This is a genomic window from Kitasatospora sp. NPDC001159 (assembly GCF_053598235.1).
Genome location: NZ_JBSFJV010000001.1, coordinates 94051 through 114670, shown reverse-complemented (window position 1 = coordinate 114670; position 20620 = coordinate 94051). Strand labels below are relative to the sequence as shown.

The 20620-nt window shown below is 73.2% G+C and carries 19 protein-coding genes and 2 pseudogenes; 13 read left to right on the top strand and 8 right to left on the bottom strand.

From position 1 onward, the window contains the following. Nucleotides 1-223: 223 nt before the first annotated feature. Complete coding sequence (locus tag ACWC9T_RS00600; RefSeq protein ID WP_449818888.1) at nt 224-2722, top strand: terpene synthase family protein; 2499 nt, start codon at nt 224-226, stop codon at nt 2720-2722. A 29-nt stretch (nt 2723-2751) separates the two neighbouring features. Continuing rightward, nucleotides 2752-3012, top strand: a pseudogene (locus tag ACWC9T_RS00595) (mycothiol transferase); the annotation flags it as partial. Nucleotides 3013-3038: 26 nt separating this feature from the next. Here ACWC9T_RS00595 and ACWC9T_RS00590 read toward each other — a convergent pair. Further along, entirely contained in the window at nt 3039-3785 is a 747-nt protein-coding gene (locus tag ACWC9T_RS00590) for an ArsR/SmtB family transcription factor (RefSeq protein ID WP_449818887.1), read from the bottom strand. A 132-nt stretch (nt 3786-3917) separates the two neighbouring features. Between ACWC9T_RS00590 and ACWC9T_RS00585 the strand changes: the two genes are divergently transcribed. Next, nucleotides 3918-5171, top strand: coding sequence for a hypothetical protein (locus ACWC9T_RS00585; RefSeq protein WP_449818886.1), 1254 nt, complete (start codon nt 3918-3920; stop codon nt 5169-5171). Beyond that, nucleotides 5168-5941, top strand: coding sequence for an isocitrate lyase/PEP mutase family protein (locus ACWC9T_RS00580; protein WP_449818885.1), 774 nt, complete (start codon nt 5168-5170; stop codon nt 5939-5941). The genes ACWC9T_RS00585 and ACWC9T_RS00580 overlap by 4 nt, the downstream gene beginning before the upstream one ends. Before the next feature lie 85 nt (nt 5942-6026). Here the strand turns inward: ACWC9T_RS00580 and ACWC9T_RS00575 are convergent, their stop codons facing one another. After that, nucleotides 6027-6812, bottom strand: a complete 786-nt coding sequence (locus ACWC9T_RS00575; RefSeq protein ID WP_449818884.1) for a TetR/AcrR family transcriptional regulator C-terminal domain-containing protein — start codon at nt 6810-6812, stop codon at nt 6027-6029. A gap of 229 nt (nt 6813-7041) precedes the next feature. On the opposite strand from ACWC9T_RS00575, the gene ACWC9T_RS00570 reads away from it, so the two are divergent. Then, nucleotides 7042-8580 (top strand): MFS transporter, encoded by a 1539-nt coding sequence (locus ACWC9T_RS00570; RefSeq protein ID WP_449818883.1) that lies wholly within the window; start codon nt 7042-7044, stop codon nt 8578-8580. Between the two features lie 75 nt (nt 8581-8655). On the opposite strand, the pseudogene ACWC9T_RS00565 reads toward ACWC9T_RS00570, so the two are convergent. Then, nucleotides 8656-8901: pseudogene (locus ACWC9T_RS00565) on the bottom strand (VOC family protein); the annotation flags it as partial. Nucleotides 8902-9209: 308 nt separating this feature from the next. On the opposite strand from ACWC9T_RS00565, the gene ACWC9T_RS00560 reads away from it, so the two are divergent. Further along, nucleotides 9210-10151 (top strand): molybdopterin-dependent oxidoreductase, encoded by a 942-nt coding sequence (locus ACWC9T_RS00560; RefSeq protein WP_449818882.1) that lies wholly within the window; start codon nt 9210-9212, stop codon nt 10149-10151. A 35-nt stretch (nt 10152-10186) separates the two neighbouring features. Here the strand turns inward: ACWC9T_RS00560 and ACWC9T_RS00555 are convergent, their stop codons facing one another. Both ACWC9T_RS00555 and ACWC9T_RS00550 read right to left on the bottom strand, forming a co-directional pair. Continuing rightward, nucleotides 10187-10699: a hypothetical protein gene (locus ACWC9T_RS00555; protein ID WP_449818881.1), complete on the bottom strand. Its 513-nt coding sequence runs from the start codon at nt 10697-10699 to the stop codon at nt 10187-10189. Between the two features lie 69 nt (nt 10700-10768). After that, a complete protein-coding gene (locus ACWC9T_RS00550; RefSeq protein WP_449818880.1) occupies nt 10769-11251 on the bottom strand; it encodes an alpha/beta fold hydrolase in 483 nt (160 codons plus the stop codon). A 90-nt stretch (nt 11252-11341) separates the two neighbouring features. Between ACWC9T_RS00550 and ACWC9T_RS00545 the strand changes: the two genes are divergently transcribed. After that, nucleotides 11342-11626: a hypothetical protein gene (locus ACWC9T_RS00545; RefSeq protein WP_449818879.1), complete on the top strand. Its 285-nt coding sequence runs from the start codon at nt 11342-11344 to the stop codon at nt 11624-11626. Nucleotides 11627-11638: 12 nt separating this feature from the next. Here the strand turns inward: ACWC9T_RS00545 and ACWC9T_RS00540 are convergent, their stop codons facing one another. From ACWC9T_RS00540 to ACWC9T_RS00530, 3 genes are all read right to left on the bottom strand, one after another. Continuing rightward, the gene (locus ACWC9T_RS00540; RefSeq protein ID WP_449818878.1) at nt 11639-12262 is read right to left on the bottom strand and encodes a helix-turn-helix domain-containing protein; all 624 of its coding nucleotides are present in this window, start codon (nt 12260-12262) and stop codon (nt 11639-11641) included. Then, nucleotides 12259-13767, bottom strand: a complete 1509-nt coding sequence (locus ACWC9T_RS00535) for an MFS transporter (RefSeq protein WP_449818877.1) — start codon at nt 13765-13767, stop codon at nt 12259-12261. Before ACWC9T_RS00535 ends, ACWC9T_RS00540 begins: the two co-directional genes overlap by 4 nt. 189 nt (nt 13768-13956) lie before the next feature. Further along, nucleotides 13957-14583, bottom strand: a complete 627-nt coding sequence (locus ACWC9T_RS00530; protein WP_449818876.1) for a helix-turn-helix domain-containing protein — start codon at nt 14581-14583, stop codon at nt 13957-13959. A 265-nt stretch (nt 14584-14848) separates the two neighbouring features. Between ACWC9T_RS00530 and ACWC9T_RS00525 the strand changes: the two genes are divergently transcribed. The 6 genes from ACWC9T_RS00525 to ACWC9T_RS00500 all read left to right on the top strand — a co-directional run bounded on the left by ACWC9T_RS00525 (nt 14849) and on the right by ACWC9T_RS00500 (nt 20438). Further along, nucleotides 14849-15184: a hypothetical protein gene (locus ACWC9T_RS00525; RefSeq protein ID WP_449818875.1), complete on the top strand. Its 336-nt coding sequence runs from the start codon at nt 14849-14851 to the stop codon at nt 15182-15184. 197 nt (nt 15185-15381) lie between these two features. Then, the gene (locus ACWC9T_RS00520) at nt 15382-16287 is read left to right on the top strand and encodes a hypothetical protein (protein WP_449818874.1); all 906 of its coding nucleotides are present in this window, start codon (nt 15382-15384) and stop codon (nt 16285-16287) included. Then, nucleotides 16287-16808, top strand: a complete 522-nt coding sequence (locus tag ACWC9T_RS00515; RefSeq protein ID WP_449818873.1) for a hypothetical protein — start codon at nt 16287-16289, stop codon at nt 16806-16808. The genes ACWC9T_RS00520 and ACWC9T_RS00515 overlap by 1 nt, the downstream gene beginning before the upstream one ends. Before the next feature lie 50 nt (nt 16809-16858). Continuing rightward, nucleotides 16859-18478 carry a peptidoglycan-binding protein gene (locus tag ACWC9T_RS00510; RefSeq protein ID WP_449818872.1) on the top strand — a complete coding sequence of 540 codons (1620 nt, stop codon included), beginning with the start codon at nt 16859-16861 and terminating at the stop codon, nt 18476-18478. After that, nucleotides 18475-19155, top strand: coding sequence for an ABC transporter ATP-binding protein (locus ACWC9T_RS00505; RefSeq protein WP_449818871.1), 681 nt, complete (start codon nt 18475-18477; stop codon nt 19153-19155). The genes ACWC9T_RS00510 and ACWC9T_RS00505 overlap by 4 nt, the downstream gene beginning before the upstream one ends. Then, nucleotides 19155-20438, top strand: coding sequence for an ABC transporter permease (locus tag ACWC9T_RS00500; RefSeq protein WP_449818870.1), 1284 nt, complete (start codon nt 19155-19157; stop codon nt 20436-20438). Before ACWC9T_RS00505 ends, ACWC9T_RS00500 begins: the two co-directional genes overlap by 1 nt. Nucleotides 20439-20620 lie beyond the last annotated feature (182 nt).

The window sequence follows — 20620 nt, the reverse complement described above, 5'->3', positions numbered from 1 at the left end:
GGGGCGAAATCGCTGGTGGGGTGGTGATCCGAGCCTCGTGCGGGCGATCCGGGGCCGACCGATCGATCGGGCGGGAGTTCGGGCCTGAATTTCGGGCGGGGGTTCGAGAGGGGATTCGAGCAGGTGGGTCATCTCATATGACTGTTCCTGTTGTGCCGGTGCGGTGACCCGACGGCGGGTCATTCTTGGTCCAATCGACGCGTCCAGAAAGGCTCGCCCCGCCGTGACCCAGCCGTTCGAACTGCCGTCCTTCTACGTGCCGCACCCGGCACGCCTAAACCCCCATCTGGACGAGGCGCGGGCCCACTCCACCGACTGGGCCCGGGAGATGGGCATGCTGGAGGGATCGGGCATCTGGGACCAGGCCGACCTGGCAGCCCACGACTACGGCCTGCTCTGCGCGTACACCCACCCCGACGCCTCCGCCGAGGCGCTGTCGCTGGTCACCGACTGGTACGTCTGGGTCTTCTTCTTCGACGACCACTTCCTCGACATGTACAAGCGCACCAACGATCGCGAGGCCGGCAAGGCGCACCTCGACCGGCTGCCGCTGTTCATGCCGGCCGACCCGACCACTCCGGTGCCCGAGCCGGAGAACCCGGTCGAGGCGGGGCTGGCCGACCTGTGGCGGCGCACCGTGCCGGCGATGGGCGAGGACTGGCGGGTCCGGTTCGCCGAGAGCACCCGCAACCTGCTCAACGAATCGCTGTGGGAGCTCTCCAACATCAACGCCGGCCGGGTGGCCAACCCGGTCGAGTACATCGAGATGCGGCGCAAGGTCGGCGGGGCGCCGTGGTCCGCCCAGCTGGTCGAGTACGCGGCCGGCGCCGAGGTACCGCAGGAGGTGTCGGGCTCGCGCGCGCTGCGGGTGCTGATGGACGCCTTCTCCGACGGGGTGCACCTGCGCAACGACATCTTCTCGTACCAACGCGAGGTCGAGGACGAGGGCGAGCTGAGCAACGGCATCCTGGTGCTGGAGCGCTTCCTGGAGTGCTCCACCCAGGAGGCCGCCGAGGCGGTCAACGACCTGCTCACCTCGCGGCTCCAGCAGTTCGAGAACACCGTGTTCACCGAACTGCCGGTGCTGTTCGCGGAGACCGGGCTCGACGCCGAGGGCCGCGCCCGGGTGATGGCGTACGTCAAGGGCCTGCAGGACTGGCAGTCCGGCGGGCACGAGTGGCACATGCGGTCCAGTCGGTACATGAACGGAAGGGGCACGAACGGCGGTGGCGCGACGGCGGGTTCGGCCGACGAGGTGGCTCCCGGCTCCGGCGGCGGGCTGCCCGGGCTGCCCGGTTCCGGCAACTGGTGGGACCAGTACGCGATCGGCGGCATCGGCACCTCGGCGCTGGACATCCTGCGCAGCGGTGCGGTGACGGGCGGGCCCCCGGCGGCCCCGGTGCCCCACGCGGCGCCCGCCGAGCGGCGGGCGCGCTCGCACGGGCATGTGCCGTTCCAGGCCGTCGGCCCGTCCCAACTGCCTGAGTTCAAGCTGCCGTTCGGTCTCTCGCTGAGCCCGCACCTGGACGGCGCCCGGGAGCGGGTGATCGAGTGGGCCGAGCGGATGGGCCTGCTGTCGGATCACCCCGGCATCCCCGGATCCGGCATCTGGGACGCCGAGTCGATGCGGGACTACGACCTCCCGCTCTGCGCGGCCGGCATCGATCCGGACGCCACCGTCGACCAACTCGACATCTCCTCGGCGTGGTTGGCCTGGGGAACCTGGGCCGACGACTACTATCCGAAGGTCTTCGGACGCACCCGCGACCTGGCCGGTGCCAAGGCCGCCAACGCGCGGCTGTCGCTGTTCATGCCGCTGGACGGCGGCCCGGTGCCCGAGCCGGCCAACGCGCTGGAGCGCGCCCTCGCCGATCTCTGGGAGCGGACCACCGGCACGATGACCGTCGAGGCCCGGGGCCGGTTCCGCGAATCGGTCGAGGTGATGACGGCCAGCTGGATCTGGGAGCTCAGCAACCAGATCCAGAACCGGATCCCGGACCCGGTCGACTACCTGGAGATGCGCCGCACCACCTTCGGCTCCGAGCTCACCACGGGCCTCAGCCGGCTGTCGCACGGGCAGACCGTGCCGGAGGAGGTGTACCGGCACGGCTCGATGCGCGCGCTGGAGAACTCCGCCATGGACTACGGGTGCATGATCAACGACGTCTTCTCGTACCAGAAGGAGGTCGAGTACGAGGGCGAGCTGCACAACATCGTGCTGGTGGTGCAGAACTTCTTCAACTGCGACTACCCGGCGGCGGTCCGGATCGTCGACGACCTGATGCACTCGCGGCTGGAGCAGTTCCAGCACGTCGCGCAACAGGTACTCCCGGTGATGTGCGAGGACTTCGGGCTGAACCGGGCCGCTCGGAAGCTGCTCGCCGGGTACGTCACGGAGCTGGAGAACTGGCTCGCGGGCGTCCTGAAGTGGCACCAGGACTGCCGCCGCTACCGCACGGTGGACCTGGAGCGGCACTTCGGCGCCGAGCGGGACCTCGCGGACGCCGTCCGGGCGCGGGCGGCGGCCCCTGAGGCGTCTGAGGCACCCGAGGCGCCGGTGACCCCGGCCGCCCCCGTCCCGTCGGTGCCGGTCCCCGTACCCGCCTCGCAGGCCCCCGAGCCGAGTGCCGCCGCGGTGACCGGCGCGGTACCGCTCGGCCCGACCGGCCTCGGCACGAGCTCGCTGCGCCCGCCGCTGAACGGGGCGGTCCCGGCGAACTGAGGCGGGACGCCCGAGGCGCACCCGACACACGCCCGAGGCGCACCCGCGCGGGATGGCTCGCGCGGGTGCGCCGCGTCGTGGCTACGCTGGCGAGTCGGGGGCCGCGCGCCTTCCGGCACGCGGCCGCGTCGCCACACCTCGCCCACCAGCTGCCGCCCGAGCCCTGGCTCGAGGGGGCGAACTGGTCGGCCCGGCGGGTGCTGCTGCACCTGATCGCCGAGACCGCGCAGCACGCCGGGCACGCGGACATCACCCGGGAGTCGCTGGACGGGGCGAAGTCGATGGGGTGAGCGGGCCCGGGACACGGTGAGCGGGCTCAGGACACCTCGACGGACACCTCGACACCGAGGAGTTCGCGCAGCGCCCGGCAGCCGTCCGGGGTGACCCGCAGGGCCCGGCCGGAGCCGATCCGCTCCACCCAGACGCGGTCCAGGGCGGTGCGGCAGAGCGCCGCGCCCAGCGCACCGCCAAGGTGGCTGCGGCGCTCCGTCCAGTCCAGGCAGCTGCGCACCACCGGGCGCGCGCCCGGGCGGCCGGCGCGCGGCGGCAGCTCGATCGCCTGCGCGGCCAGCCAGGCGTGGCCGCGCTCGGTGACGGCGAGTCCGGCGTCGTCGCTGACCAGGCCGCGGTCGAGCAGCGCGTCGGCGACGGCCACGCCGAGGCGGCCGGCCAGGTGGTCGTAGCAGGTCCGGGCGCGGGCCTCGGCGCTCTGCCGGGTGGCCTCACGGAGGGTGGTGGGTGCCCGGTCGGGCTTGCCGCCAGCCTCGGCGAAGACGGTGAGGTCCTCGATCAGAGCGGCGACGGCCGGGCTGGCCAGCCGGACGTACCGGTGCCGGCCCTGCCGCTCCTCGGCCAGCAGGCCGCCCGCGATCAGCCGGGACAGGTGCTCGCTGGCCGTGGACGGCGCGACGCCCGCCGACCGGGCCAGCTCGCCGGCGGTCCAGGCGCGGCCGTCGAGCAGCGCGGAGCAGAACTCGGCGCGGGTGGGGTCGGCGAGCAGGGCGGCGAGGGCGGCGAGCGAGGAGCCCCGGTGGTCCAGCGGCATGCGTCCATGGTCGGGCATACCGCCATGGTCGCCCCGGCACAGTTCGGCCGGGGCCGAAACGAGTCGGGGCCACGATGGCGGCATGAGTGAGCGAATCATCGAGAGGTGCGTGTGGGCGAATGCCCCTGTCGAGCGAAGCGAGGCGGGCGCATGAGTGACCCCACGGAGATCCGACTCCACTTCTCCCGGTACGAGGACGTGACCGCGGCCCTGGCCGACCCGGCGCTGGTCCCGCCGCCCGCGACATCCGGCCGGTACGGCACGGTGGCCTGGCTGCGGGCCGCAGTCGCCCGGTTCAGCACGGGTGAGCCGCACGCCCGGCGGCGGGCGCTGGTGCTGGCCGATCTGGAACGGCTGGACCCGGCCGCGCTGCGGGTCGCGGCGGCGGGCGGCTACGGGACGGACGTCCGGCTGCGGGTGGTCCGGGCGCTGGCGGCGGCGCTCGGGCTGGCCGAGCCGGAGGCCGTCGCGCGGGACGTGAAGGCGGTGTCCCGGGCGTACTTCGAACCGGCGCCGGACGACCCGGAGGCCGATGCCGCGGTGGCCCGGCTGCTGCCCGCGATGGGGGACGCCGACGAGGAGACGGCGGCGAACCGGATCGGCCTGCTCGTGCAGGCCTGCGATGCCACGGCCACCCTGGTCGAGCACGCCCGGCGGCATCCCGACGGCCTGGTCGGCGCACTGCGGGAGGACTCTCCAGTGCGGGGGATGCGCCGGTTCGCCGCCCGGGCGACCGAGGTCGGCGGGGTCGCCGTACCCGCCGGGGCGCAGGTGCTGCTGGACGTCGCCGCCGCCCAGCAGCCGGGCCGCGAGCCGCTGGCCTTCGGCGCCGAGCCCCGGCTCTGCCCGGGCCGCTCGCACGCGCTGGTCCTCGCCGGGGGCATCCTGTACGGCGCCTCGGACCCGGCGGACGCCTCCGGGCCATCCTCGCGGGACATCGGAAAGGACGAACTCGTCGCGCTGGTACCGGAGATGGTGGATCACGTGCTCGATCTCGCCGCCACCTGGACGGCCTGGGACGGCCGCCCGATCGTCAACGCCGACGGCCGAACATACACCCCGCACAAGGCGGTTCGCCGGGTTGCCGACCATCTCCTCGACCACCTGGCCGAGTTGGAGGCCCGTTTGGCCGGCCAGTCGACCGAGCCCGACCACTGGCACGCCTCCAACGTCACCACCCCGGCCGACCTCGCGCCGTTCACCGCCGCCGACCTGGACGAGGCCCGCAGCCGGCTCACCCGGCTCGGGCGGATCTGGGCCCAGCGGGTCGCCGCGCTGCCGGAGGGGCACCTGGACGACTCGCCGGGTCGGGGCTGGAGCTTCCGTCAGATCGTCTGTCACCTGGGCGGGTCCGGCTACTACGCCGACTCGGTCGGGAAGTTGGCCCCGGAGGTGGCCCGATGACCCCGTTCGCCGCACTGCACCACCGCCCCGGCCGCCCGCTGCTGCTCCCGAACGCCTGGGACCACGCCTCGGCCGTCGCCCTCGCCGCCGAGGGCTACCCCGCGATCGGCACCACCAGCCTGGGCGTGGCGGCCGCCGCCGGACTGCCCGACGGCGCCGCCGCCACCCGGTCGGAGACCGTACGGCTGGCCCGCCGGCTCGGGCGGGACGGCTTCCTGCTCAGCGTCGACGTGGAGTCCGGCTTCACCGACGATCCGGACGAAGTCGCCGCACTGGCCGTGGAGTTGGCGCAGGCCGGGGTGGCCGGTATCAACCTGGAGGACGGCCGGGCGGACGGCACGCTGGCGCCGGCCGCCGTTCACGCGGCGAAGGTCGCGGCGGTGAAGGCGGCCGTACCGGAGCTGTTCGTGAACGCCCGCACCGACACCTACTGGTGCGGGCACGAGGACCCGGAGCCGGAGGCCGTCCGGCGGCTGGAGCACTACCAACGGGCGGGCGCGGACGGGGTGTTCGTCCCCGGTCTGGCCGAACCGGCGGCGATCGCCCGGCTGGTCGAGAGGGTCGCCGTCCCGCTCAACATCCTGCTGGCGCCGACCGGCCCGGGCCTCGCCGAGCTGGCCGAGCTCGGAGTGGCCCGGGTCAGTCTGGGCTCGCTGCTGTACCGCGCGGCGCTGGCGGCGGCGGTGGCCACGGCGGCCGCCGTCGCCTCGGGCAGAGCGGTCGGGCCGGTGCCGGGGTACGCCGACGTGCGGGCGCTGAGCGGGAGTTGAGCGCTGAGCGGTAGTTGGGCACTGATCGACGGTGATCGACGGCCCGGGCGTTCGCAGTGCACTGCCCGGGCCGTGGTGATGGGGCTCAGCCCTTGTCCTGTGCGGCCCGGGTCGCCTCGATGCCGTCCAGGATCACCCCGACGCCACGAATGAAGCTGTTGTCCCGGCTGCCCTCGTTGACCTCCTGCTGCACCTGGGTGGTGTACAGCCGGTGCAGTCGAGGATGGCTCTTGGTGGCCTCCAGAACGGCGGGCAGCAGCTGCTCCATCCACACCCGCTCGTCCTGGCCGCTCTTGGTCAGCGCGCTCAGCCAGGCGGCCTCCACGCAGGCGGTCCCGATGGTGTAGCCCATGACCGCGCTCATCGCTTCGTTGGCCTCGGCGAGTTCGAAACCGGCGGTCTCCATCAGGGCCAGGAGGGACTCGGAGAGCCGCATCCAGTTGGGGCCGAGGTAGACCATCCCGACGTCGCCGATCACCGACACCAGCCACGGGTGGCGCATGATGGCCGCCCGCATGCTGCCGGCGCAGTCAACGACGGCCGCGCGCCAGACCTCGGGGTCCTCGGCACCCTCGGCCGTCGGCATCGGGAGCTCGCCGAAGACCTGGTCGACGATCAGGGCGAGCAGTTCGTCCTTGTTGGCGACGTGGGTGTAGAGCGAGGTGGCGCCGGCGTTGAGGCGGGCGCCGAGCTTGCGCATGCTCAGCGCCTCGATGCCGTCGGAGTCCAGCAGTGCGAGCGCCTCGGTGACGATCTGCTCGCGGCTGAGGGCGGGCTGGTCCCGCCGTCGCGGCGGGCGGCTCCACGGCGACTGGAAGCCGGCCGGGTCCGGTCGACCGTCCGACGATGTGTCCTCTGACCTGGCCGCCATCGGCCCTCCTCGCTTCTCGGTCCGGGTTCTCCCGATTCAGCATAAGCCGCGACGCACGCTGTACGGCGTTGCGAACAGCGTACGGTGGCCGTACGTTGTTCGATGTGGCGCACGCCGTACGGCTGGGGACGGCGGACGGCGTGCCCACGCGGACTTCCGCGCGGCTGTCGCCGATGCGAGGACTTGTGCGCGGCTGCGGTCGGCACGCCGATACCGAAGGGGGATCGCGGTGGATCGTCACCCGCGTCGCTGGCTCATCCTGGTCGTGCTCTGTCTCAGCAGCCTGGTGCTGGTGATCGACAACATGGTGCTCACGGTGTCCATCCCGCCGATCGCGGAGGACCTCAAGGCCGGGGCGCAGGACATCCAGTGGATCATCGACTCGTACATCCTGGTCTTCGCCGGGCTGCTGCTGACCTCGGGCAGCCTCTCCGACCGCTTCGGACGGCGAAAAGTGATGATCACCGGCCTGGCGCTGTTCGGTGCGGCCTCACTGGTCGCGGCGGTCGCCACCAGCCCCGGCCAGCTGATCGCCGGACGCGTCCTGATGGGCGTCGGCGGCGCGCTGGTCATGCCCAGCACGCTGTCCATCCTGATCACCGTCTTCGACGACGAGGAGCGGCCCAAGGCGATCGCCGCCTGGAGCGCGGTGGCCATGGTCGGCCTGGTCGGCGGCCCGGTGCTGGGCGGCGCGCTGATCGCGCACTTCTGGTGGGGCGCGGTGTTCCTGATCAACGTGCCGGTGGCGGCGGTGGCGATCGTCGCGGCGGTCGTGCTGATGCCGGAGTCCAAGGGGCCGTGGCGCCGGCCCGACCTCCCCGGGATGCTGCTCTCGATGGTCGGCATGACGGCCCTGGTCTGGTCGATCATCGTGCTGCCCCGGGACGGCTTCACCAGCCCCAGCACCCTCGGCTCGCTCGCGGTCGCGGTCGCCGCACTGACCGGCTTCGGCGTCCGTCAGGTTCGCACCGACTCGCCGATGGTCCCGCTCAAGCTGTTCCGCAACCGGGTCTTCACCGGCGCCAGCTTCTCGCTGGTCCTGCTGACCTTCGCCACCGGCGGCCTGATGCTGGTGCTCACCCAGTACCTGCAGTTCGTCCTGGAGTTCTCGCCCACCGACACCGGCCTGGCCTTCATCCCGCTGGCCGTCGCCTCGCTCACCTTCAACGTGATCGGCGCGGCGCTCGGCAAGAAGCTCCAGCCGCGGGTGCTGACCTCGATCGGAATGGTGATCATCGCGGGCGGCTTCGCCCTGCTGGCCACCCTGTCGGTCGACGACGGCTTCACCAAGGTCGCCCTGGCCATGCTGGTGCTGGGCATCGGCTCCGGCCTCGGCATGCCGGCCGCCGCCAACGCCCTGATGGGCTCCATCCCCGGCGAGCACGCGGGCGTCGGCTCCGCGCTCAACGACACCATCCAGCAGTCCGGCGCCGCGCTCGGCGTGGCCATCCTCGGCACCGTGCTGTCCGGCACCTACACCGACTCGATGCCGACCGGCACCCCGGCCCCTGCCCGGCACGCCATCACCGACGCGCTCGCACTCTCCGCCACCACCGGCGACGGGGCCCTGGCGAGCGCGGCCCGCGAGGCCTTCAACACCGCGACCTCGACCACCTTCACGGCCGGCGGCTTCGCCGTCCTGGCGGCCGCGGCGCTGACCCTGGTGCTGATGCGCGACCGCGGCAAGGGCGGTCGGGCGGCTGGGCAGGAGGCCGGTCAGGAGACCCCCGCCGAGTCCGCCGAGCCCGCCGTCGAGGCGGTCGGCTGACCCCCCACCTGCCCCGGCTGCACGTCGCAGCCGGGGCAGGTTGGCTGTTCGTACGGGCGGTGGCGCGGGCGGTCAGCGGAACGCCAGCGCGGCCCGGCCGTTGCCGGTCGGCGGCCGCCAGTCGGGGTCGAACGAGCGGATGGTGGACTCGGCGTCGAGCACCAGGAGCAGCCCGCCGGGCAGCTCGGCCTCGACGTGCGGCTCCTGCTCGGAACCCTCGGGTAAGACGATCCCCAGCCGCCGGTAGAACGCGACCGAGGCGACCATGTCGGAGACGGCGAGGCCGAAGAAGGCGAGCTGCGGTGCGGGTGTGCTGTTCATGGTCGTCACGCTAGGCGGGGTGCGGGCGGGCGGTCTTGAAGGAATCGGACATCCGGTCCGGCCGACCCGGGCCGGTGGCCGCCACCCTCGCGGGCCTGTCCACGGGTGGCGTCCCGCTCGGCGCGGGCGCAGCGGGCGGCCGCCTCCGGGTGGCCCAGGTGGTCGCGGAACAGCAGGAGGCGCGGGCCTTCGGGGCCTCCAGCGCCGTCGGGCCTCCAGGGCCTGGGCGGCGACCGGAAAGGCCCGCTGTCAGTCGCTCCTTGTACTGTCGATCGCGGAACAGTGATCACTGCACGGGGGTGTGACGAATGATCAGGACCGACCCGGAGACACCGGACCTCTACCTCACTCCGGTCGAGGACGTCTTCATCCGCAACCACCTCGGACCGCACCCGCGGCTCGACCCCGACACCTGGTCGCTCACCGTCGAGGGCTTGGTGGCGCGGCCCCTGCGGCTGGACTTCCGGACCCTCCGGGGCCTGCCGCAGACCCGCTTCACGGCCGTCCACGAGTGCTTCGGCAGCCCGCTGCGCCCCGAGGTGCCGACCCGCGCGGTCACCAACCTGGAGTGGGCCGGCGTTCCGCTCGCCGCCGTGCTGGAGCTGGCCGGCCCGCGTCCGGAGGCCCGGCACGTCTGGCTGGAGGGCGCCGACCGCGGCGACTTCGCGGGGGAGAGCGGCGTGGGCTACCTCAAGGACCTGCCGCTCGACCAGGCGGGCGCCGAGGTCGTCCTCGCGCACACCATGAACGGCGAACCGCTGCGCCCCGACCACGGGTACCCGGTGCGTGCGGTGGCGCCCCGGATGTTCGGTACCAACTCGGTCAAGTGGCTGACCCGGATCGTGCTGGCCGCCGAGCGCCCCGAGCACCTCTTCACGACCCGGTTGTACACCCGCGTCCTGCCCGGCGAGAGCGAGTCCCGGCCGGTCCGCGAGAAGGACGTCAGCAGCAAGCTGCTCACCCCGCGCGACGGGCGGCACGTCCCGGTCGGAGTCTGTGAACTGGCGGGCTACGCCTGGAGCTCCACCGAGGTGACGACCGTCGAGGTCGCCGTGGACGACGCCGACTGGCAGCCCGCCGAGCTGGACCGGCGCGGTCCGGACCCCAGCTGGCAGCGCTTCCGGTTCCGGTACGACCTCGCCCCGGGCCCGCACCGCGTCCGCTGTCGGGCCACCGACTCGGCCGGGCGGGTCCAGCCGCTCGCCGGCGACCGGAACGCCGTCCATGAGATAACCATCGTCGCCGGGTGACCGGTGCCGGGTGCCGGGCGACGGTGTCGCCGAGGTCAGCGGGCGGCCGGCTGGGCGGTGATCGCCGGGCGGACCTTGGTGAGCATCAGGTCGAGGAACTGGTCGGGGTGGCGGAAGCTCGCGAAGTGGCTGGCATTCCGGATCAGGGCGAACCCCTTGACCGGCGCGGTGACTTCGTCGAAGAAGCGCTTGGCCGGCTCCGGCGGGGTGAGGACGTCGCCGTCGCCCTGGAAGACGAAGAACGGGATCCGGAACTCCGTCCCCTCGGCCCGCTCGTCGATGGTGGCGGCCTCCAGCTGGAGGCGCTCGGAGAACTCCATGGCCTTCATGTACGACCGCAGGCCGCGCAGCGTGTGCAGGGGTGAGAACCAGAGCGAGCGCACCACCACGGTCTTCATGGTGTCGAAGGAGAGCGGGTCGGTGGTGAGGACCAGCTTGTTGTACTCGCCGACGTCCTTGGTGGTCCATGTGGACCGGTCGGCGCCCATCGCCAGGGCGGCGGCCAGTTCCTTCCCCTTCTTCCGGCCCGCTGCGCGCAGCCGGCCCACGAGCGCGTCGTATGCCGAGCGCTCCCGGCCGCCGTCGATGACGTTCTGGTCGGTGCCGACGTAACCCGACTACAGCTCCGGGTGGTTGCGGGCCAGCCGCAGGCCGAGGACGGTGCCGAAGGAGTTGGCGACCAGCAGCAGCTCGTCGACGCCGAGCCGGGCCCGCAGGTGCTCGGTGACCTCCAGCGCGTCGCGGTGCAGCTGCTCGTAGCTCAGCTCGCCCTGCCCCTCTGGGCTGGTGGCGGCGAAGGTGAAGCCGGCGCCGCGCATGTCCCAGCGCACGATCGTGAAGTGCTTCTCCCAGCTGCGGGTGCGGGGGACGAACGCCAGGTTGGAGGCGCCGGGGCCACCCAGGATCTCCAGGATCACCGGGTTGCCGCGGTCCTCGCCGCGGATGGAGACCCACTGGTCGATGCCGCCGATCCGGACGAAGCCCGCCTCGTCGATGCGGTTCGGGCCGCCGGACAGTCCGCTCGGACGAACACCAGTGCCGCCAGCCCCAGGTAGACGCCGCCGACGGCCCGGGACAGCCGCGGGGTGCCGCGCAGCCACCCGGTCAGCGCGGCACCGAGCAGGGCGTAGCCGGACATCCCCGCCCTCGCGGACTCCCGCGAACACCTCCGCCGCCAGCAATTGGCCACCATGGCCGGCCTGTTGGTCGACCGCCTACCGGACTGGCGCTGGCCGACCACGCACGGCGGCTCGGTCCTGTGGATCCGCCTGCCGCCGGGCGCCGACACCCGCGGTTACGCCCAACTCGCCCTGCGCCACGGCGCGGAGGGCATCCCGGGCAGCGCCATGGACCCCACCGGCGCCCACGACGACCACCTGCGGCTGCCGTACTCCTTCACCCCGTCGCTCGCCGCCGAGCTGGTCACCCGCCTCGCCGCGGCCTGGGCGGCCCTTCCGCGCACGGGGAACCGGTGAGGCCTACCTCCGCTACCGGGTCGGGGGGCGGCTGGCGGCCAGCAGGTCGTGGAGGAGGGGGAGCAGTTCCCCGGGTTCGGCCTTGGCGAGTTCGCCGAAGGCGCCGCTGGAGCGGGCCAGGATGATTCCGGCGAAGGCGGCCGCCGCGAGTTCGGCGCGCAGCTGGGGGCGGTCCACGTCCTCGGCGGCGAAGCGGTCGTGCAGGGGCTGCACCAGGCGTTCGTGGAGGTAGGTGCGGGCGGCCTGCTGGACCTCGGTGTTGTCGCCGGGGAGTACCGCGGCCTGGAAGGAGGGGCCGGGGCCGCGGCGGGTGAGTCGCTCCACCAGGGTGCGCAGGCGGTCCTCGTCCAGCAGGTCGGCGGGTGCCGAGTCGCCCAACTCCATGCGGACGGTGGCCAGATAGAGCTGGGTCTTGCCGCCGAAGTAGCGGGCGATCAGCGCCGGGTCCACGCCGGCCCGGTCGCCGATCTCCCGGGTGGTGGTGCGCTCGAAGCCGCGGTCGGCGAAGAGTTCCAGCGCCGCCCGGATCAGGAGCTCCCGGCTGCGGGCGGCGTCCCGGCGCCGGGGGGCCGCGGGTTCCGGCCGTCCGCTGTCCGCGGCGGTGGTCCCGTCGGACCCGGGGGCCGCCTCGGTCACCGCTCGGCCCCGGCCCGCAGCGCGGGCACCTCGGCCTCGCCGGCCACGCCGTCGGCGATGCTCTCTTCCACCATCAGCTCCTCGTCCACGCGCGCACCCCTGCGGGCGGCGGTCGCGGCACTGAGCCGCGGCAGGACGATCGTAGTCAGGCCGATCACCACCCACACCGCACAGCCGATCAGCGCGGCGTCGCGGTAGCCGCTGTCCGCGGGCAGCAGCTGTCCCGGCGCGGTGCGCGCCTGGAGCACGGCACCGCACAGCGCGCTGCCGGTGGAGTAGCCGACGGTGCGCAGCAGTTGGTTGAAGCTGACCGCGCTGCCGACCTCCTCGGCGGGCACCGCGTTGACGATCAGCCCCGGCATCACGGCAAAGGTGCAGCCGACGCCGAGTCCGGCGATCCCCATCACCACCAGGAGCTCCCACAGGTGGGCGCGGGCGAACAGGAAGAACAGCATCGAGGCCAGCGAGACCGCGCAGCCCAGCGGCAGCACCAGGGCGGACGAGGTGCGCCGGGCGAGGCCCGGGACCACCTTGCTGGACAGCAGGCTGACCGCCGAGAACGGCAGCAGCACCAGGCCGGCGACGACGACCGAGGCGCCCAGGCCGTAGCCGGCGCTGACCGGGGTCTGGACGTAGCGGATCACCAGCGACATCAGCAGGTACATCCCGACGCCCGCGACCAGACCGGCCACGTCCGCGGTCAGCACCACGGGGTTGGTCAGGCTGCGCAGTTCCACCAGGGGGTGGGCGGTGCGCAGTTCGTGCCAGATCCAGCCGGCCAGCAGCAGCAGGGACACGCCCGCCACCGTCCACAGCCGGGCGCTGCCCCAGCCCCAGGTCTCGCCCTCGCTGAGCGCCAGCAGAAGTCCGACCAGCGCCAGCCCGAGCAGCACCGCACCGAGCGCGTCCAGCGGGCGCCGCTCGCGGTCCGTGGCCGGGGGCAGCACCAGGACGGCCAGCACCAGGGCCAGGGCGCTGATCACGGCGCCGAACCAGAAGCCGGCGTGGATGCCGAAGGACTGGGCGATCAGGCCGGTGATCGGGTAGCCGAGGCCGACGCCGGCGACGGTGGTGATGGAGAGGAGCGCGACCGCCGAGCGGGAGGCCGTGGCGGGCAGGGCGTCCCGGGCGGTGGCGATGGCCAGCGGGGTCAGGCCGACCCCGACGCCCTGCAGCGCCCGCCCCGCGATCAGCCAGCCGAAGCCGAGCGGCAGCGCGGCCAGCACACTGCCGAGCACCACCATGGCGGCGGCGGTGAGGGTGACCGTACGTCGGGCCGGCCCGTCGCCCAGGCGGCCGAGCACCGGGGTGGCGACCGCCCCGACCAGCATGGTGATGGTCAGCGACCACTGCGCCTCGGCGAGCGACACGTGGTCGACGGCCGCGATGGTCGGGATCATCGGCGCACCGAGGCTGCTGATCACCGCCACCACGGCACTGAGGAACACCAGTACGGGCACCAGGGCCCGTACACGTCGCGTCGACAGGCCCGTCGGGGTCTCCATGGACGCGCCCTCCCTTGTCGGAGATCGGGTGTCCAACGACTGTCATCATGCGATGTCATCAGACGATGTCTTCGCATGATGACATACTTGCCCGGCCGGGCAGAAGTCCGTACCGGCAGGGGGCGGCTGCGACCGGGCCGCGGAACGGCGAAGGCCCCGACCGGAATCCGGCCGGGCCTTCGGGAGGCGTCAGGGCTTTCGGCAGGCGCTGAGGCCTTCAGGGGAAGTCCGGGCTTTCGCGAGAAGGAGGCGGCGATGCAGCAGGGCGTGCCGTCGGTCGTCGTGGGAGAGCCGCTCGGCCAGGGCGGCGAGCGGCAGTTCGGGCTGCACGGCCAGGACGGCGCCGAGCAGTCGTACGGCGCTCGGCTGTCCTGAGCACGCGGCCAGCAGGGTCGCGGTGATCCGCGGCTCCCACCGGGCGGGATCGGCCAGGCTGAGTCGGCGGAGGGTCGAGACCACCTCGGAGTCGCTCAGCAGTCCTTCCTCCTCGTGCGGCGCCGCCTCCTTGCGCGACGTCGCCTCCTCGTACGGTGCTCCCTCCTCGCGCGGGAGGTGGCAGCCGTTCCGGGGGCCGATGCCGCAGCGGGTGGACGTGGTCGCCGCGTACCGGAAACCGGAGGCGCGGTCCTCGTCGAGGTCGAGGGCTTTGATCAGTTCCCTCAGGGTGTTGCCCCTCGGTCGGCTGCAGCCCCGCTCCAGGTTGCTGATCGAACGGGCCGTGATTCCGGACCGTTTTCCGAGTTCCTCCTGGCTGAGTCCGCAGAGTACGCGGGTGCGGCGCAGCAGTGCGCCGAAGCTTTCTACCTGCTCTGGCAACGAATCCCCCCGTGGTCGGCGGCGAGGCAGGTTTGTTCGGGCAGGTGTGCAGTCTAAGCAGTATCAGGGGGGCGAAGATCGTGTGATGCGCATCACGTCGCGGTATTCGGAACATATCGTTCCGCTCCGCTTCGGGGAAAATCTTCTGGCAATCTTCCGTGGAATTTCGGGTCCAAATTCATGTTGCAGCTCCGGCCGACTCTGCAGAATTGCTGCCGCGAACAGTCGTTCGGCTGCTCGTAAGGCATTGATCCAGGGAGGGTAAATGCGCAAGATCGCGACCACGGTCGCCGCGGGGCTGCTGAGCCTGGGCGCACTCGGGGCGGGCAGCGGGGTGGCCGAGGCCGGGCAGTGGGGCGGCTACAACACCCGCGACGGCGGCGTGGCGCTGCGCAACTGTGCGTGGACCAGCTGCACCTTGTACGGCCGCGGCTACAGCGACCAGCACGCGTACATCTACTGCTACGTCATCGGCCAGAGCATCAATGGCGACGCCGGCTGGGCGGACCACGATCACTACCTCGCCGACTGGTCGTACTACGGTCGCTACTACAGCGCCGACAACTACATGACCTGGGGCGGCAGCATTTACAAGTGCTGAACCGGGGCGCTGCGCGCGGAGCGGATTCGCCCGCTCCGTGCGCAGCGCGCATTCGGATGCCTCCGGCGTGCCGGAAGTTCTCCAGAAATATCGCGGATACGGCAGCCTCGGCTGCCCGTCCCTGCTCTAATCGGATCAAGGATCCTCGACGGTGATTGCCTGAATTCGATCACCGTCCGACCGGGAGGGTGGAATTCGTGGTGCGAGGCCGCGAGCTGCGACGATTCGGCGCGGCTGTCGTCCTGGCGGGGCTGGTCACCGGCTGTGGGGGTTCCGGCGGTGGCGGCGGTCACGACGCCGCGCTGGCCGAGCCCGCCCTCCCCGCCGTGCTGGCCGAGCCCACCGACGGGGCGGCGGTTCCGCTGCCGCTCGACGGATACGCCGTCAGCAGCGCGGACTCGGCGCTGATCTTCCAGGCCCGGGAGGCGGCCACCCGGGCGTGCATGAAGTCGAAGGGGTTCGACTACACGCCCGCCGTGCTCCCGGACGCGCCTCCGCCCTCGCCGCTCGACCCCGACTTCCTCGGCATCCTCTCGGCCACGGCGGCCCGGCAGACCGGCTACCACCGCCCGCCACCGCCGCCCGGGCAGAGCGCCGTCCAGCAGCAGCGCAACGACGGCCCCGAGTACCGGAAGGCCCTGGAGGGCGCCGGGGGCACGCCGGGGCCCGGGGATCCGACGGCCGACCGGGGCTGCATGGCCGCGTTCGACCAGCAGCTCGGCGGAGCGCTCGCCGCGCCGGCCAAGGACGACGTCGTGGGCGGACTGCGGTCCAAGGCGTACGACCACGCCACCGCGGACAGCCGGGTGAAGGCCGCGATCGCCAAGTGGGCGGGCTGCATGACCGGGCAGGGATACCACTACTCCACGCCGACGCAGGCGAGTTCGGCCGCCTGGTCGGATCCGGCCTCGCAGCAGGAGAAGGACACCGCGGCGGCCGACATGACGTGCAAGACCCAGGCCCAGCTACTGGGCACCTGGTACGCGGTCGAGGCGGGCTACCAGAACGAGCTCATCCAGCAGAACGAGCCCGCCCTGCAGGCGGTCAAGGACCGGGTGACCCAGCGGGTGGCCGCGGCCAAGAAGGCGCTCGGGGCGGGCTGATGGCGATCTCACGAAAGCGGGTGCTGCTGCCGCTCGGCCTGCTCGCCGCCGCCGCGTGCGGGGTCGGCTTCCTGGTCGGCGGCCCCGGCAGTGACACGGACGCCCACGGCGACGCGGCCTGGACCCCGCAGCAGGAGCAGGTCCGGCAGCGCTATCTCGCCTACTGGGACGCGCTGTTGCAGGCCAACGCCACCGGTGACGCCGACAGCCCGGCACTGGCCGGTACCGCGGCGAGCAACCAGCTGAACCTCGTCCGGCAGAACGTGACGCATCTGCGTGGCCAGGGCGCGGTGGCCAAGGGCGCCGTCGGGCACGCGGTCCGCGGCATCTCGGTGCAGGACGGCGTCGCCACCCTGGTGGACTGCGTCGATGTCAAGAACTGGATCCAGTACGACCTCGCCACGGGCGCCCAACGGTCCGGGCAGCTGATCGACCGTCCCAGCCAACTTGGCAGCTACACCTTGGCGTTGAAGGACGGTCAGTGGATGGTGACGGACAGCAGGTCGGGCGGGACGTGCTGAACGGACGGTCCCGGGGCCGAGGGCGCGCGGGACGGGGAGGGGCCGACGTCGTGTCGGTGGAGACGGACGAGCCGTCGGGCGGCCGGGGTGAGGAGCCGGACGAGCTGTCCGGCGGTCCGGGTGGCGGCCAGGCCGGGCCGGGGCGGCCGCGGTTGGCGCGCCGCCGCCGTGCGCTCCTGGGGGTCGCGGTGGCCGCGACCGTGGTGGCCGGCGGAGGGCTGGGCGCCGCCTCGCTGATCAAGTCGCCCGCCGAGCGGGCCGCGGACACCGCACCGCCGCCCAGCACCCTGATGACCGCCCGGGTGACCAAGCAGGTACTCACCGAGACCACCGTCATCCGGGGCCAGGTGTACCCGCCGACGCAGTACAACGTCTCGCCGACGGCGGCCTCTCCGGACATCACCCAGCTCTACGTCTCGGCGCTCTCGGTCAAGTCCGGCGACCAGGTCGCCAGCGGCCGCAAGCTCGCCGAGGTCTCCGGCCAGCCGCTGTTCGTGCTGGAGGGCCCGGTGCCCGCGTACCGGGATCTCAAGCCGGGCTCCAGCGGCCCGGACGTCACGGAACTCCAGGCCGCACTGGACCGGCTCGGCTACGGGCGCGGCGACGATGCGCCGGGGACGTACGGTCCCGGCACGGCCAAGGCCGTCGCTGACTACTACCACCACCTCGGCTACACCGCGCCGACGACCGGCGCGACCACCCAGCAGGCCGTCGACACCGCGCGGAAGACCGTCGAGGCCGACCAGCAGACCGTCGACGGGCTCAAGGCGCAGCAGGCGGCCGGCACGTCCGCGCCAGCCGGCACCCCGGCGCCGACCGCCCCCGGCGGTGCCACCGCCGCAGGCGGGACCTCCACAGGTCCGACCTCCGGAGGGCAGGCTCAGGGTGCCCCCGCCGGGCCGGGCCTCGCACAGCAACTCGCCAACGCCCGGAAGAAGCTGGCCGAGGACGAGGACGCCCTCGCCAAGGCGGAGGCGGTCAACGGGCCGATGGTCCCGGCCGGTGAGGTGGTCTTCCTGCCGTCGCTGCCGGCCACCGTCACGGCCGTCAACTCGGCGGTCGGCGCGCCGGTCTCCGGTCCGCTGCTCTCGCTCACCAGCGGCGGCCTGGCCGCCACCGGGCAGCTCACCCCGGCTCAGGCGGCTGGGATCAAGCCGGGCATGGCGGTCGAGATCTTCTCCGAGGCGAGCGGGACGACGGTCAAGGGCACCGTGGCCGAACTCGGCGCGCAGAGCACGACCCCACCGGCCGGCCGGGTGATCGCGGTTGGCGGTGCGGCCGGTGCCGGTGCCGGTGCCGGGGCCGGCGGCGGCGCGGGTGGCACCGGCACCGGAGGCGCGGGTGCGCCGAACGCGCCCGGGGGCCAGCCGGTCGCCGCCTACGTGCCCCTGCAGATCGCCCCGGCCGACCCGCTACCCGCCGCCTTCAGCGGGCAGAACGTACGGATCACCGTGCTGAGGAGCAGCGCGGCGGACCCGGTGCTGGGCGTCCCGGTCGCGGCCGTCTTCACCGACTCCGCCGGGCAGACCGCCGTCACCAGGGTCGACCGGGCAGGGCAGCGCACCACCGTTCCCGTGACGACCGGGGTCAACGCCAACGGCTTCGTCGGCGTCACCCCGACCGGGGGCGCGAAACTCGCCGAGGGGGACCAGGTGGTGGTCGGCGAGTGACACCGGTCATCCGACTCGACGGGGTGGGGCGGAGCTTCCCCGGCACCCCGCCCGTCGTCGCGCTGCACCCCTGCGATCTGACGATCGAGCGGAACGAGTACGTGGCGATCACCGGCCCGTCGGGATCGGGGAAGTCCACCCTGCTGCACCTGCTCGGCCTACTCGACACCCCGACCACCGGCAGCTACACCCTGGACGGCATCGACACCGCACGGCTCTCCGACCGCGACCGCTCCACCCTGCGCGGGCGGCGGATCGGCTTCGTGTTCCAGTCCTTCCACCTGCTGCCGAACCGGACGGCCGAGGAGAACGTGCTGCTCGCCCAGGTCTACAACCGCACCCCGCGCGCCGGGCGCCGGGAGGCCGCCAGGGCCGCCCTGAGCCTGGTCGGCCTCGGCCACCGGGCCGACTCGCTGCCGACCGTCCTCTCCGGCGGCGAACGGCAACGGATCGCGATCGCCCGGGCGCTGGTGAACCGGCCCAGCCTGTTGCTCTGCGACGAGCCGACCGGCAACCTGGACTCGGCCAACGCGAAGTCCGTGCTGAACCACTTCCGGCAGCTGCACGAACAGGGCTACACGCTGGTCGTGATCACCCACGACCCGGCCGTGGCCGGCGGGGCGCAGCGGACGGTGCGGATCAGCGACGGCCGCCTCAGCGAGCCGGTGACCGCCTGATGGCCCGCGAGCCGAGGAGCCGCGAGCCGAGGGGCCGCAGCGCCGTCAGTGACCCGCCCTCTCGGCTGAGCCTGCGGGACCTGGCCGCGGAGGCACTGGCCGGGGTGCTGCAGCGGCCGGGCCGCTCGGTGCTGACCATGCTCGGCACCGTGCTCGGCATCGGCGCCTTCGTGGCCGTCCTCGGCCTGACCGCAACCGCCTCGGGGCAGATCGGCCGGCAGTTCGACCTCACCAAGGCGACCACGGTGACCGTGGCCGACAACCCGGTGGAGGACGGCGTGCCGCCCGGGACCAACCCGCCGATGAGCTTCCCGGAGGACGCGGACGCCCGGGCCCGGGGGGTGAACGGTGTCACCGCCGCAGGCGTCTGGTGGCGGGTCCCGGCCGACCAGCACCGGATCGGCACCTCGCCGACCTCCGACGGCTCCGCGGGACAGGGGCTCTCCCTCTTCGCGGCCACGCCCGGCGCGGTCACGGCGATGCGGCCGACTCTCGCCGCCGGGGTCACCCTGGACCCGTACGCGCAGCAGGCCCGGCTGCCCGTGGTGCTGCTCAGTCGCACGGCGGCCGGCCGACTCGGCGTCACCCGCCTCGACGCCCAGCCGGCGATCTTCATCGACGGTCTGCCGTACACCGTGATCGGCGTCTACTCGGACGTGCAGCGGCTGCCCGACACCCTGCTCGGGGTGATCATCCCCGGCACCACGGCGCTGGACCGCTTCGGCAACCCCGGCAAGGGCCAGGACCAGGGCGCCCACCTGCTGGCCGCGACCAGGGTCGGGGCGGCCCCGGTGGTCGCCCGGCAGCTGGCGGTGGCCCTGCGCCCCGACGCGGCCTCCCGGTTCACGGTGACCCCGCCGCCGGACCCGCACAGCCTGCAGGACCACATCACCTCGGACCTCACCGGTCTGTTCCTCGCGCTCGCCGCGATCTGCCTGGTGGTCGGTGCGGTCGGGATCGCCAACACCACCCTGGTCGCCGTCCTGGAACGCACCCAGGAGATCGGCCTGCGCCGCTCGCTCGGCGCCCGCACCCACCACATCGCGGCCCAGTTCCTCACCGAGTCCACCGCCCTCGGCACTCTCGGCGGCCTGCTCGGCACCAGCTTGGGCGTCCTGGTCGTGCTGGCGGTGGCCGCGGCCCGCTCCTGGACCGCCGTCCTCCAGCCCGCGGCCACCCTCCCCGCCCCGCTGATCGGCACCGTCGTCGGCCTGCTGGCCGGCCTCTACCCGGCTCTCCGCGCCGCCCGCACCGACCCCCTCAAGGCCCTGCGCAGCGGCTGACCACCCGAACCCGACCCCGTGCCCTACCGGCGGCCCGCACCCGCACCAGCCACTTCGCAGCACTCGCCCCGCCGAGCAGCTCGGCGGGGCGAAGTGATCAGGACTCCGGATTCACCGACAGCGTCGGAACCCGTCGGGGCCCTCGGGAACGCGGAGACACCCTGAGGCCGTCGACCGCGTTC